The organism is Agrobacterium sp. CG674, assembly GCF_053521645.1.
In genome coordinates this window covers 373721-386860 of record NZ_JBNWDZ010000004.1, presented here as the reverse complement: position 1 = coordinate 386860, position 13140 = coordinate 373721, and the positions used below count along the sequence as shown (strand labels likewise).

The window sequence follows — 13140 nt, the reverse complement described above, 5'->3', positions numbered from 1 at the left end:
GTGCAGAAGCCGGGACAGTTTGCGGGTGTTGTGAAGCTCATTTAAGGGCGAATTTCCTCCGCAGAACTTCGGATTCGAGCGCGCTTCACCACGATACCTGCGTCACAAGATTGTTGTCGCGCCTGCAGCGGCGGATGCGGTGAGCAGGATCGCCTCATCACAGTGGGAGTGCGAGCTGTGGTTTATGATCGTTTTCTAGGGTGTTTAGTGATGACAGGGTGACCCCAAGTAGCCGCACCGGGCCTTTAAACGGAAACACCGAAGAGAGCAGCGACTCAGCTATTTCCAGGATCGTGTCGATGCCCGAGACATATCCACTTATGGTCCTGCTGCGTGTTGCCTGGGTGAAATCCGAATATTTGATTTTGACCGTCACTGTTTTTCCGGTGATGTCGTGTGCCTCGCAGTGCCGCCAGACCTTTTCGGCCAAGGGTCTCAATTCCGCCTTGGCGACGTCGAGATGTTCGACGTCCTCGACAAATGTGTCTTCCGCGCCGACAGATTTACGGATGCGATTGGACTTGACCTGCCTTTCATCAATGCCGCGGGCAATGCCGTAAAAGTATGGGCCTGATTTGCCAAAGTGCTGTTGCAGGAAGGCAAGCGGTTTGGTTTTGAGATCGAGACCCGTTTCAATGCCATGTCGTTTCATACGCTCGGCTGTGGCGGGACCCACTCCATGGAATTTTTTGACGGGGAGGGCCTCGACAAAGCCCGGCCCGTTCTTCGGAGTGATCACCGCTTGGCCATTGGGTTTGTTCAGGTCGCTCGCCATCTTCGCCAGGAACTTGTTGTATGAGATGCCCGCAGATGCGTTGAGGCCCGTGACCTCCTTGATCTTTGCGCGGATTTCGAGCGCTATATCGGTTGCGATCTCCATGCCTTTCAGGTTTTCGGTGACGTCGAGATAGGCCTCGTCAAGTGAAAGCGGTTCAATGACGGGTGTGTACTGTGCAAAGATCTCGCGGATTTGCTGGGAGACCTGACGATAGACCTCGAAACGAGGCGGCACGAATATCAGGTCCGGGCATTTCCGTTTTGCGGTGATCGACGGCATGGCCGAATAGACGCCGAAGGCTCTCGCCTCATAACTCGCGGCGGCCACCACACCTCGGGCAGCAGATCCCCCGACCGCCAGCGGCTTGCCACGAAGCTCTGGGTTGTCACGTTGCTCCACGGAGGCGTAGAACGCATCCATATCCACGTGAATGATTTTGCGAACCGGGTGCATGTCTGGTCCTTACCGATTGACCTTGTGCTAGCTGGAAAAGTCGATGCATTCCGGGCTGGGAGATGCGTTCCCCATGCTCTGCAACGCGGGCGTTTCTATTTCCACATGCCCCGCATGCGTGCGCCGACATCAATGCGGATCTGCTGTGCACTGCGTTCGGATGCTGCGGATGAGACTTTCGGCCAGGCCACCGCCTCGAAATATTGCAGCAGAGTCGCCGGGATGAACCGAGAGCGTGAAGCGTAAACATGCCGATCACCCTGCGAGTTCTGGCCGTGCGTGAAAAATCTCTGGGGTGTGATGAGTGCCAGACTGTCTTTTGCACGCGTCATGCCGACGTAGAGCAGGCGTCGCTCTTCCTCGATTTCCTGTGTCGTGCCTGTGCCCAGGTCTGACGGTATGCAGCCATCGACAACGTTGAGCATGAAGACTGAGCGCCATTCCTGTCCCTTGGCCGAATGGATGGTCGACAGGATCAGATAGTCTTCATCAAGCAACGGCACGCCCGCCTGATCGCTGGTCGCATCTGGTGGATCAAGCGTCAGTTCGGTGAGGAACCGTTCGCGTGAGGGGTAGCCGCTGGCAATCTGTTCGAGTTGCAGCAGGTCCGCCTTGCGGGTGTCGGCATCTTCATGGATGCGATCCAGATGTGGTTCGTACCATTGCCTGGCCTGCGCGATATCGGACGGCCAGCCGTCCTTCGTTTTGCGTAAGCCGCCCAGCAGTTGAACGAAGGAAGTCCAGTCCGCACCCGTTTTGGGCGGCGGCGGGATTTCAGCAAGTGCCAATAGCGGTTCAGGGTCGGTCGCGATCGTGTCGAGAATGGTGCCAGCTTTCTTGGGGCCGATGCCTGGTAGCATTTGCAGGAGCCGGAACCCCGCAACCCGGTCACGCGGGTTCTGGGCGAAACGCAGCACCGCCAGCATGTCCTTCACATGGGCACTGTCGAGAAATTTCAGGCCGCCGAACTTCACGAAGGGAATGTTTCTGCGCGTCATTTCGACTTCGAGCGCCCCGCTGTGGCTGGATGTGCGAAACAAGACGGCCTGCTGTTTCAGCGTCATCCCGGTTTCGCGATTGGCCAGCACCTGCTCGACAATGAAATTCGCCTGTTCGGTCTCGTCTTTGACTGTCACCAGTTTGGGTCGTTCGAGCGATTCCCGCTCGGTCCACAGGTTCTTGGTGAAACGCTCGCGCGCCAGTTCGATCACGCCATTTGCTGCTGCGAGAATGGGCTGGGTCGAACGGTAGTTCCGGTCCAACGTGATGACATCAGCGGCAGGGCTGAAGGACGCCGGGAAATCGAGGATATTCCTGACCGTCGCTGCGCGGAATGAGTAAATCGATTGGGCGTCATCACCAACGACGGTCAAGCCACGTCCGCCGGGCTTGAGTGCCATCAGGACAGACGCCTGCAGCTTGTTCGTGTCCTGATATTCGTCGACCATGACATGGTCGAAGCGATTGCCGATATCATCGGCAAGATCAGGATCGCTGACCATCTGCGCCCAGTAGAGCAGGAGATCGTCATAATCGAGCACGTTCTGCGCCTGCTTGGCCTCGACATAAGCTCCGAACAATTCCTTCAACTGTTCTTCCCAGGTGGCCACCCATGGATAGTGCAGGCGCAGGATTTCGCTCAGTGGCATCTCCGAGTTGACCGCCCTTGAATAGATCGCGAGACAGGTGCCCTTGGGCGGGAAGCGGTTTTCCGTCTTGGAGAAGCCAAGCTCGTGCCGCACGAGGTTCATGAGGTCCGCGCTGTCCTCACGATCATGAATGGTGAAGTCGAGATTGAGACCGATCTGCTCGGCATACATCCTGAGCAGTCTCGCACCGATACCATGGAAAGTCCCGGACCACGCAAGCGCGTCTGTGAGGATGCCAGCATTGGCACCCAGAACATTGCGGCAGATCCGCTCGACGCGACGAGCCATTTCCGAGGCGGCTCTGCGCGAAAAGGTCATCAACAGAATGCGGCGCGGGTCTGCACCATTGACGATGAGGTGAGCCACACGATGCGCCAGCGTATTGGTTTTGCCAGAGCCAGCGCCAGCGATGATCAGCAGCGGCCCCGCCGTGTTGCCCTCCGCCAACCCCACGCCATGCTCGACGGCCCGGCGCTGCTGCTCATTCAATTTTTCCAGATACGCAACTGCCATAAGAGCTCACTTGATGCCGAGAGTGAAGTTGGATGGCCTAACGAACAAATGCGGAACATACATGGTCGCTGGACGATTTGGAAGGTTGTTTTTCATATCTCTAAACAATCATCCATCGCGGGATGGTCTGCTTAAAATCGCGGGCCAAAAGCGTGGCGGCATTTCATGCCACCTTAAGGGCAGCGATCAGCGCCCTCAAAGCTGGTGGCGATTGTCTGCGGCTGGGGTGATACAGGAAAAAACCAGGATAGCTTGGACACCAGTCCTCCAGAACCTGAACAAGGGTTCCTGCTGCGATCTCGTCAGCGACATCATGCTCATTGATGTAACCGAGCCCCGCGCCGGCACGAACGGCAGCAGCCGGCAGATCGCCATCATTGGCCACCAGGGGGCCGCTGGTGCGGATATTGATCTCTTTGCCGTCTTTCTCAAATTCCCAGGGTAGCAATCCGCCTGATGTCGTCAGCCGGTAGCCGATACAGGCATGGCGTTCGAGGTCGTATGGGGTCAACGGGGGAGGGTAGCGCTCGAAATAGGACGGCGTGCCAACCACCACCGTCCTTAAATCCGGGCCTACCTTCACCGCGATCATATCCTTGGCAACGGCCTCTCCCAGCCGAATACCGGCATCGAAGCCGGCGGCCACGATATCCGTCAGTCCATCGTCGATGTTGACCTCAACCCGCACATCCGGATTGGCCAGTAGAAACGCTGGCAGTTTTGGCAGAAGCACCATGCGGGATGCATAGGCGAAAGTGGTGATCCTGACCGTGCCGGAAGGGTTGTCGCGCCACTCCGCCAACGCTTCCAACCCGCTTTCAATATTGGCAAGCGCAGGATTGAGTGATTGCAGTAGGCGTTCACCCGGTTCAGTCGGTGCCACACTGCGCGTGGTGCGCGATAGGAGCCGGACGCCCAACCGCTCCTCCAGTCCGCGCATCGCATGGCTCAGCGCCGAGGGCGACATGCCGAGAATCGCAGCAGCACGGGTAAAGCTGCGCTCGCGGGCAACGGCAGCAAAGGCCAGGAGATCATTGAGTTCATTTCGTTCCATTCATGCACTGTGCTCATAAGTTCATGCCGCTATCAATGGCTTATCCTCACAGACGCCGATCGCTACACCTGTTGCATCACAACGATGGAGACACCGATGGATCTCACCAGTTACCGCACGCTTGGCAAGTCCGGCCTCATCGTCAGCCCGTTGGCACTCGGCACCATGACCTTCGGCGCAGAGCGCTGGGGCGCTGGCGACAAAACTGCGCGCGCAATTTTCGACGCCTATGTCGAAACCGGTGGCAATTTCATCGACACTGCGGATGTCTATTCCGCAGGCCGCAGCGAGGACATGCTCGGGACTTTTGTTTCCGACAGCAGCATGCGTGATCGGTTGGTGATCGCGACCAAATCCGGTTTTCCGCGCGGGCAGGGCACACCTTTGTGGGGTGGCAACGGTGCCAAGAACATTCGGATGGGCATAGAAGGCTCGCTAAAGCGGCTGAAAACCGATTACATCGACATGTATTGGATGCATGTGTGGGACCGCACGACTCCAGCAGAAGAGGTTTTGCAAACGCTGTCCGATGCGGTTCGCGCTGGCAAGATCCTGCATTATGGTTTTTCCAACACGCCTGCCTGGTATGTGGCAAAGGTCGCAACACTTGCAGAAGCGCATGGTCTGCCAAAGCCGATCGGCTTGCAATATGCCTATTCGCTGATTGACCGTGGCGTGGAACTGGATCTCATTCCGGCTGGTGCCGAATTTGGTTTGGGAATGGTGCCATGGAGCCCGCTTGGCGCTGGTCTGCTGACAGGGAAATACGGTCGCGACAAGATCAGCGACGCCAACCGCTCGGCCGCACTGCCAGACAAGGCCGGAACCGTGAGCGAAGGTGAAAGCGATGGGCGCCTCAATGGTGACAACCCGTTTGGCGGCATGCTGTTTACGGATCGCAACTTCGATATCGTTGATGTTCTGAAAGCTGTGGCATTGGAGGTTGGCCGTTCGCCTGCGGAAGTGGCGCTGGCCTGGGTAGCGAAACGCCCCGGCGTCTCCTCAGTGCTGATCGGCGCAAGCCGGGTAGAGCAACTCACCCAAAACATTGCCTCTCTCGACACTGTACTGGAGGATGAACATCTGCAACGACTGGAAGTGGCAAGCGCGCTGCCTATGCTCAATCCTTATTTCATCTTCCAGATGCCAACTGAAATGGTGTTCGGTGGGCAGCAGGTGCGTCCATGGATAGTATTACGGTGAGGATGGGCAAAGTCGGATGATAGGTCGTTTCACAACGCTGCAAGCGTGGCTTCATCGGATTTACCGTCGTAAAAAACCTCAAGAGCTTTTTCAAACGCCGAACCAGCCGGAGCGACGGCTCCAAATAGCGTCATGCTGGAATGGAACTTGAGGTCATCGGGAGATCCAAGAACATCATATGCGCCGAGATCAGAATGATTGAGTATGGCGTGTGTGCATTCTTGCAACCGCGGTCCTAAAATGGAGTGGTCAAGGTAGGCTATAGCCTCCGATCGTCCAGAAATTGCGTAAAAGCGAGCAGTCTCTGAATGACCAAGTCCGCGAATTTGGGGGAAGATGAACCACATCCAATGGGATTTCTTATGGCCGTCAATCAACTCACGCACAGCTGTACTGTAGACGTTGTGCTGCGCCGTCACGAACCTAACGAGATCAAAATCCATCCGTGAGCCCTCCAGTCGTTTCAAACTCAAGTCGTTTGGATGCCTTCACCGCTTTGGCGCAACTATCAAAAGTACGACTGCGCGAAGCCTATCGCCGCAAAACATGTCCAACGGTATAGGTGCACCCGCTCGCGAGAGGGCTCACATGCTAGTCTTGCAGAGGCTTGATAGCATCGACCCGAACGACCCCCTCTATAACGCCGCGGCTGAGGCCTTTACGGCCATGCTCGATCTCGATGACAGTGTAGAGCTTTTCGTCGCGAAATGCGCTTGCATTTGAGGTCGTCACATCTTCCGCCGGGGCGGAATCGATTTCCATGAAGTCGACCTCGCGGCCGGATGCGACGATCCGTGCGTCACCAGATGTACGAGCTGCGACCGTCACTGACCCGTTAGGCTGAAAACCCTGCCATCTGGGATCGTCAGGGCTCGCTATTGGCTCCAGACGGTAAATGTTGAGAGGTTCATCAGCCCGTTCTGCCACGACAGAACTATCTCGAATTTGAGCCTGACTTTCGACAGATTTACCGAACCGCGTTTCACTGGTGTTTTCGCCGCCGCCTGATCTCGTCACGTCTGACATGATTTAATCTCCATCGCTCCAAGGATATTCCCCAAGGCAAAATCTCGATTGAGGGATGTACCGTTATGAGGTCATACTGAAGTCGGTACTGAGCATTAACAAGCAGACGAGCACGTAGTTCCTTTGCGCTTAAAGACGAGAAGTCCGGTAAGCAATCAGAGCGTGTTTTCGCCAGACGCCGGGAGCATGCCGGATGTTCCTTCTGCGCACCATCACGACAAAACCACGTGGCCCGGTGACACGGTGCGGTAAACTCTTTCCGGGCAGTTGTAGCCTAACGGACGAATTGGGCTTTTCAGTTCCTCTATCGCAGCATTGCGGCGCAAGCCTCGACGTGCGGGATCAGGTACTGGCACTGCGGCCATCAATTTCTTAGTGTAGGGGTGTTGTGGATTGGCGAAAATCGATGCTCGTGGGCCGATTTCCACTATCTCACCGAGATACATGACCGCGACGCGGTGGCTGACGCGTTCCACGACGGCCATATCATGGCTGATGAAAAGGAAGGCGATCTTAAACTGCTCCTGAAGATCGAGCAGCAGATTGCACACCTGGGCCTTGATCGACACGTCGAGAGCAGACACGCTTTCATCCGCGATGATGACCTTGGGGTTAAGCGCCAGTGCACGCGCAATAGCGATACGTTGCCGCTGCCCACCGGAAAACTCGTGCGGATAACGATCCATCATGGAAGCCGACAGACCGACGCGTTCCAGCAGATCCGCAGCCATCTGTCTGGCTTGCGAGGACGGGGCGATGTTGTGTTTGATCATCGGTTCGGCCACCGCATAGCCCACAGTCATGCGCGGATTGAGGCTGGAGAATGGGTCCTGAAAGATCATCTGAACGCTTCGGCGCATGTTGCGCAGTGCGACCTGATCGAGTTTCAGGACATCGAAACCATCTAGAGTGACCTCACCACTGCGCGGTTCCACCAAGCGGGCAATCGAGCGCCCGGTCGTTGATTTGCCGCAGCCGGACTCGCCCACCAGAGATAGGGTTTCGCCCTGAAACAGGTCAAAGGAGACATTTTCCACAGCGTGCACAGCACCCGTTGGCCGGCCCAACAACCCCGAACGGATATCGAAACGTGTCACGAGGTTCTTGACCGAAAGAACAGGCGTCATGCCGCCCTCGACGGTATTGGGGACTTCTTTGGCTTCCGAGATTTCGCCGCTTTCCATGTCCACACGGGGGAAGCGCAATGGCCACGCATGCCCCTCCATGGAGCCGAGCTTAGGCACTGCCGCCAGCAAGGCGCGGGTATAGGGATGCTGGCCACGGTGAAAGACATCGGCAGTTTCCCCGGTTTCGACCTGATCGCCGCGAAACATCACGATCGTGCGGTCTGCAATTTCGGCAACGACACCCATGTCATGGGTGATGAAGAGAACGGCCATGCCTTCCTCTTCCTGCAGCTGTTTGATGAGATCGAGGATTTGGCCTTGAATCGTGACATCAAGTGCCGTTGTTGGCTCATCGGCGATCAACAGCTTGGGTCTTGACGCCAGCGCCATGGCGATCATCACACGCTGCCGCATGCCGCCTGAGAATTGGTGCGGGTACTCTTCGAAACGGCTTTGCGCATTCGGAATGCGAACCTTTTCCAGAAGCCGGATGGTTTCTGCCCGGGCCTGCGCCTTGTTCATGCCCTTGTGACGGGTCAGCACTTCCGAAATCTGGCGACCGATCGTGAAGACAGGATTGAGCGATGTCATGGGTTCTTGAAAAATCATCGCCACATCATTGCCACGCACCGCGCGCATTTCCTTTTCGGAAATTGCGAGAATATCTCGTCCACCAAGCAATACCTTGCCTTCGATGCGGCTGGAGCGCGCATCCAGCAACCGCATGACGGAGAGAGAGGTAACGCTCTTGCCCGATCCGCTTTCCCCGACGATGGCAACGGTTTCTCCTGCCTTCACCTCGAAGGAAAGGTCGCGTACGACGCTCTTCCATTCCCCGTCCACCATAAATGAGGTGGTGAGGTTTTGAACCGAAAGGACGGTTTCGCGCGGCGATGTTTTCACGGCTTCGGTCATATCGTTTTCCCCGGCATCATGCTGGTTTCAGCGGCGTCGCGAAGGACGAAGAAGGCACGCCCTTCGCTGCTCGCGCCGCTTCCACAGTTGCTATTTTTTCATCGATTTCAGCTCGGTCGCGCATTCCATGCGGATTGGCGCGTGTCGGCATGGTCTCGGCCACGTACAGATACCGTTCCTGCGCCACGGCATAGAGGCGGCGGAGTTCCGCCAGAGGATCGGCGTGGTCATCGGTGCGGATGTCCAGCCACGGATAATCCTGATCCCGGTAGATCACCAGCGCTGCCGATTGCCTGCCGCGTTTGTCTCCACCTGCGGCTTCGCCTGCCTCCATGGCAAGAAGCAGACGTTCGGCAAATGGCAGGCCGACAGTTTCCTTGTACACCCTCATCGTCTGTTCGATCACCTGAGGCCCGGCCAGCATGTTGCCTGCGACGGACACGTTGTGATCCACGAGATGCCCCGCCCAATCAATGCAGCTTCCTCCAGTGAAAGCTGCATTGTGACCTTCGGCGTCGATCATATGTAACTGCCGCTGGGCGCTGCCTTCATCCCGCGATATGAGGGCATCGATGATCTCTTTCGGCATCTTGCCTTCGGCAAGCCCAGTCAATCCATCCGTGCCATAGGTGGGGTTGATAAAGGCCTGCGTCGCAATCGCGCCGATCTTCCCGCGAATATGCGGAACGAGCGCGCCAACCGCAAAGAAGCGGGTGGCGACGGCAATTCCCAGGTGGCCTGTTTCGGGTTCGCGCGCAACGATGGACCAGGTCATGCGATTACCGTCCCACTGCGTAGGCTTGCATCAGACGTGGAGTGGCGGCAGCCCTCAACAAACCGTCGGCGTCTCGTCGCGCCGCGGTCAGGCGACCAACGGTCCAGGGGTCGGCTGCGGAAATATCATGGCCACGCGTCTTGAGATCGGAAAGTGCTGCCTCGCCTATGCTGCGCTCGATCATGACATTGCCCGGTTGGCGCGTACGCGGATAGAACGAGCCTGGGAAGTGGGTGGTATGGAACAGCGGCAGGTCGATTGCCTCCTGCAAATTCATGCCGAAGTGGGCGTAACGCAGGAAGAAAGAGAGTTGCCATTGGTCCTGTTGATCACCGCCTGGTGTTCCGAAGGCGAGCGTCGGCCTTCCCTCAAACAGGGCCAGTGATGGCGTCAGCGTCGTACGCGGACGCTTGCCGGGTGCCAGAGATGTTGGCAGGCCCGGCTTCATCCAGAACATCTGCGCGCGGGAATTGAGACAGAAGCCAAGACCGGGAATGATAGGCGACGACTGCAGCCACCCACCGGATGGCGTGACCGACACCATGTTGCCGTCACGGTCGATCACATCGATATGCACTGTATCGCCGCGCTTTTCGGTCAGGTGTGACATGGTCGGCTCGTAGACCGCGCCAATGCCAGCCATCGAATTGAGCATGCCCATGGTGAGATCATGTTGCGTATCGAAACCGGGAATGCGGCCGGGGCGCAGGTCCATGGAAGCTTTGTCGGTGATCAGCTTGCGGCGTTCGTTGTTATATTCGTCCGACAGCAGCGTCTGTGTCGGGATTTGTCCGAAGTCCGGGTCCCCGTAATAAACTTCGCGGTCGGCATAGGACAGCTTCATCGCTTCGACGACCGTGTGGACGAAGTCCGCGCCTGCGGGATCCATCGAGCCGATATCGATGCCCTTCAGGATTGCCAGTGACTGGAGTAGCACCGGGCCTTGCCCCCATGGGCCTGTCTTGGCAATTGTCCAGCCGTGATAATCATAGGTCGTGGGCTCTTCGATGGTCGCCGTCCAGTTGGCCATGTCCTCGGCGGTCAGCACACCCTTGTGGCGGGTGCCGCTGGCATCCATGACTTCCGCAGTCTTGAGATAGTCGCTGATCGCCTCCGCGACGAAACCGCGATAGAACGCGTCACGTGCAGCGTCTATGCCAGCCTCGCGACCGGGCCTGGCTTCAGATGCCGAGATGATGCGCTTCCACGTCTCAGCGAGAACCGGGTTCTTGAAGCTGGAATACGGCTCGGGTGCAAACCCGCCCGGCAACCACGTCTCATAGGAGGTAGGCCATTCCTTCTGAAAGAAATCGGCCAGTCCCTTGATGGTGGCTGCCACGCGCGGCAGCATTGGATGACCATTTTCGAGATAGTAGATGGACGGCTCCAGCACTTCGCGAACGGTCATGGTGCCGTAATCGCGCAGCATCAGCATCCAGCCATCGAAGGCTCCGGGAATGACGGTCGCCAGCAGGCCATCGCCAGGGATGAGGTCGATGCCTTCGGCGGTATAATGTTCGATGGTGGCCGCTGCGGGTGCCGTGCCCTGCGCGCAGATGACTTCGACCTTGTCTTTCTTTTTCGAATAGATGATGGCGGGCATATCGCCGCCTGGACCATTCAGATGCGGCTCCAGAACCTGCAAGACGAAGCCGGTGGCAACGGCGGCGTCGAAGGCATTACCACCTTTTTCCAGAATGCTCATGCCCACAGCAGAGGCAATCCAGTGCGTCGATGTGACGGCGCCGAACGTACCTAGAATTTCAGGACGGGTGGTGAATGTGGTCATTGCAGTATCCTTTGGAATTCTTAGTTTTCGCGTGGATCGAGCGCATCGCGCAGACCATCGCCAAGCAGATTGAAGCCGATCACGACACAGAAGATTGCAGCACCCGGCCACATTGCCATCCAGGGTGCCTGGGTCAGGAAGTTCTTGGCAACGTTGAGCATGGAACCCCAGCTTGGGGCCGGAGCCTGTTGGCCAAGGCCGAGGAAGGAAAGGCTTGCCTCGGCGATGATGGCCGTGGCGACCGTCAAGGTCGCTTGCACGATGATCGGTGGCACGATGTTGGGCAGGATATAACGCAACATGATATCGCCGTGGCCAAGCCCGATGGAGCGTGCACCCTCGATGTAGTCTTCCGTCTTGACGGCGAGCACCTGCGAGCGTGTAAGCCGCACGAAAACCGGCATGGCAGACAGGCCGATGGCGATCATCGCATTCATCAGGCTCGGCCCGAGGAACGCGGCCAGTGCAATTGCCATGATCAGAAATGGCATGGCGAGAAATGCTTCTGTGATGCGCGAAATCACCTGATCGACCCAGCCACCGAAATAACCGGAGATGAGCCCGAAGGGAACTCCCGTCAGGACGGCGATTGCGACCGATATGACACCCGCCATCAACGAGGCCTGAGCACCCCAGATCATTCGGGAAAGAACGTCGCGGCCAATATCGTCGGTACCGAGCCAGTGCGCTGCCGAAGGTGCTTTTCGGATGGTACCCCAACTCGTGGCAAGCGGATCTGCCAGCGGCAGGAGGGGTGAAGTGATTGCAAGCAAAGTGAAAAACGCAATGATGATGAGACCGGCAATCGCACTGCGATTGCGCTTCATTTTCTTCCACGCCCGGTTTTCGCGGGGGTTCGTCTTTGCGGCTGGGGCGGCCTGTGCGGACACACTCATATGGCGGCCCTCATGCGTGGATTGAGAAGAACGGTCACGACATCCGCCAGCAGGTTCATGAAGATGAAGCCAACGGCTGTGCACAGCACGACGCCTTGCACCACCGCGTAGTCACGGTTGAACACTGCATCAACGATCAGCTTGCCAAATCCGGGGATGGTAAAAATCTGCTCCGTGAGGACGGCGCCTGCCAGAAGCTCGCCGAACAGCAGTGCCGTTAGCGTTATCACGGGCAAAAGCGCGTTGCGGAACGAATGGCTGAGCACCACTTCACGCGTGGACAATCCCTTGGCACGAGCCGTGCGGATATAATCGGACTTCATGACTGACAGCATGGATGAGCGCGTGTGCCGCATGAGAGTTGCAGCAAGTCCCGTGCCCAGAACGAATGACGGCATGATCATCGTTTGCAGTGACCGCACTGGATCAACGAAAATGGACTCGTAACCCGAGGCCGGTAACCAGCCAAGCTGAACCGAAACCAGGAGGATCAACATGATGCCGAGCCAGAAATTAGGAATGGAAAGCCCTGACAAAGCAACGATGTTGGCTACATAATCAATCCACGTGTTCTGCTTCACGGCCGCAAGAATGCCCATCGGTACGCCTATGACAAAGGCAAAAAACATGGACATCAGTGCGAGCTGAATGGTGACAGGCAGCTTTTCAGTCACCAGCTCCAGAACCGGCTGGTTGGTGCGTAACGAGACGCCGAAATCTCCCTGCACCACGGAACCTAGCCAATAGAAATACTGATACACGACAGGATCGTTCATCCGGTATTTTTCGCGCAACAGTTCAATAACAACGGGGTCGCGTTCTTCTCCGGCCATGGCGAGAATGGGGTCGCCGGGGAGAAGCTTCTGCAACGAAAAGACAAAAACGGAGATGATCAGCAGCGTCGGTATCGCTACCAGCAGCCGCTTGGCGATGTAGATATGCATGAAAGCAAATCCTTATAC

11 protein-coding genes are annotated in these 13140 nt (G+C 57.2%); 1 reads left to right on the top strand and 10 read right to left on the bottom strand.

The window, feature by feature from the left end; all coding sequences use genetic code 11:
- Nucleotides 1-157 precede the first annotated feature (157 nt).
- The 3 genes from dinB to ACQZ51_RS14125 all read right to left on the bottom strand — a co-directional run bounded on the left by dinB (nucleotide 158) and on the right by ACQZ51_RS14125 (nucleotide 4447).
- Nucleotides 158-1231, bottom strand: coding sequence for a DNA polymerase IV (dinB, locus tag ACQZ51_RS14135; protein ID WP_448778098.1), 1074 nt, complete (start codon nucleotides 1229-1231; stop codon nucleotides 158-160).
- Nucleotides 1232-1326: 95 nt separating this feature from the next.
- Nucleotides 1327-3393: an ATP-dependent helicase gene (locus ACQZ51_RS14130; RefSeq protein WP_448778097.1), complete on the bottom strand. Its 2067-nt coding sequence runs from the start codon at nucleotides 3391-3393 to the stop codon at nucleotides 1327-1329.
- A gap of 163 nt (nucleotides 3394-3556) precedes the next feature.
- Nucleotides 3557-4447: a LysR family transcriptional regulator gene (locus ACQZ51_RS14125; RefSeq protein WP_448778095.1), complete on the bottom strand. Its 891-nt coding sequence runs from the start codon at nucleotides 4445-4447 to the stop codon at nucleotides 3557-3559.
- A 96-nt stretch (nucleotides 4448-4543) separates the two neighbouring features.
- Between ACQZ51_RS14125 and ACQZ51_RS14120 the strand changes: the two genes are divergently transcribed.
- Complete coding sequence (locus ACQZ51_RS14120) at nucleotides 4544-5650, top strand: aldo/keto reductase (RefSeq protein WP_448778094.1); 1107 nt, start codon at nucleotides 4544-4546, stop codon at nucleotides 5648-5650.
- 29 nt (nucleotides 5651-5679) lie between these two features.
- Here the strand turns inward: ACQZ51_RS14120 and ACQZ51_RS14115 are convergent, their stop codons facing one another.
- The 7 genes from ACQZ51_RS14115 to ACQZ51_RS14085 form a co-directional block, all read right to left on the bottom strand.
- Nucleotides 5680-6093 (bottom strand): DUF1810 domain-containing protein, encoded by a 414-nt coding sequence (locus ACQZ51_RS14115; protein WP_448778093.1) that lies wholly within the window; start codon nucleotides 6091-6093, stop codon nucleotides 5680-5682.
- Nucleotides 6094-6241: 148 nt separating this feature from the next.
- The gene (locus ACQZ51_RS14110; RefSeq protein WP_448778092.1) at nucleotides 6242-6676 is read right to left on the bottom strand and encodes a hypothetical protein; all 435 of its coding nucleotides are present in this window, start codon (nucleotides 6674-6676) and stop codon (nucleotides 6242-6244) included.
- Nucleotides 6677-6888: 212 nt separating this feature from the next.
- A complete protein-coding gene (locus ACQZ51_RS14105; protein ID WP_448778091.1) occupies nucleotides 6889-8718 on the bottom strand; it encodes an ABC transporter ATP-binding protein in 1830 nt (609 codons plus the stop codon).
- 16 nt (nucleotides 8719-8734) lie between these two features.
- On the bottom strand, nucleotides 8735-9493 hold the full coding sequence (locus ACQZ51_RS14100; protein ID WP_448778090.1) for a DUF1028 domain-containing protein: 759 nt from the start codon (nucleotides 9491-9493) through the stop codon (nucleotides 8735-8737).
- Between the two features lie 4 nt (nucleotides 9494-9497).
- Complete coding sequence (locus tag ACQZ51_RS14095) at nucleotides 9498-11282, bottom strand: gamma-glutamyltransferase family protein (protein WP_448778088.1); 1785 nt, start codon at nucleotides 11280-11282, stop codon at nucleotides 9498-9500.
- A 20-nt stretch (nucleotides 11283-11302) separates the two neighbouring features.
- Entirely contained in the window at nucleotides 11303-12178 is an 876-nt protein-coding gene (locus tag ACQZ51_RS14090) for an ABC transporter permease (protein ID WP_448778086.1), read from the bottom strand.
- Nucleotides 12175-13122, bottom strand: a complete 948-nt coding sequence (locus tag ACQZ51_RS14085) for an ABC transporter permease (protein WP_448778085.1) — start codon at nucleotides 13120-13122, stop codon at nucleotides 12175-12177. Before ACQZ51_RS14085 ends, ACQZ51_RS14090 begins: the two co-directional genes overlap by 4 nt.
- Nucleotides 13123-13140: the final 18 nt, after the last annotated feature.

Excerpts from the sequence above, each read along its gene's own strand:
- ACQZ51_RS14110 (WP_448778092.1), bottom strand. The coding sequence starts at position 6,676 with ATGTCAGACGTGACGAGATCAGGCGGCGGCGAAAACACCAGTGAAACG.
- ACQZ51_RS14095 (WP_448778088.1), bottom strand. The coding sequence starts at position 11,282 with ATGACCACATTCACCACCCGTCCTGAAATTCTAGGTACGTTCGGCGCC.
- ACQZ51_RS14105 (WP_448778091.1), bottom strand. The coding sequence starts at position 8,718 with ATGACCGAAGCCGTGAAAACATCGCCGCGCGAAACCGTCCTTTCGGTT.
- ACQZ51_RS14100 (WP_448778090.1), bottom strand. The coding sequence starts at position 9,493 with ATGACCTGGTCCATCGTTGCGCGCGAACCCGAAACAGGCCACCTGGGA.
- dinB (WP_448778098.1), bottom strand. The coding sequence starts at position 1,231 with ATGCACCCGGTTCGCAAAATCATTCACGTGGATATGGATGCGTTCTAC.
- ACQZ51_RS14085 (WP_448778085.1), bottom strand. The coding sequence starts at position 13,122 with ATGCATATCTACATCGCCAAGCGGCTGCTGGTAGCGATACCGACGCTG.
- ACQZ51_RS14115 (WP_448778093.1), bottom strand. The coding sequence starts at position 6,093 with ATGGATTTTGATCTCGTTAGGTTCGTGACGGCGCAGCACAACGTCTAC.
- ACQZ51_RS14125 (WP_448778095.1), bottom strand. The coding sequence starts at position 4,447 with ATGGAACGAAATGAACTCAATGATCTCCTGGCCTTTGCTGCCGTTGCC.
- ACQZ51_RS14130 (WP_448778097.1), bottom strand. The coding sequence starts at position 3,393 with ATGGCAGTTGCGTATCTGGAAAAATTGAATGAGCAGCAGCGCCGGGCC.
- ACQZ51_RS14120 (WP_448778094.1), top strand. The coding sequence starts at position 4,544 with ATGGATCTCACCAGTTACCGCACGCTTGGCAAGTCCGGCCTCATCGTC.
- ACQZ51_RS14090 (WP_448778086.1), bottom strand. The coding sequence starts at position 12,178 with ATGAGTGTGTCCGCACAGGCCGCCCCAGCCGCAAAGACGAACCCCCGC.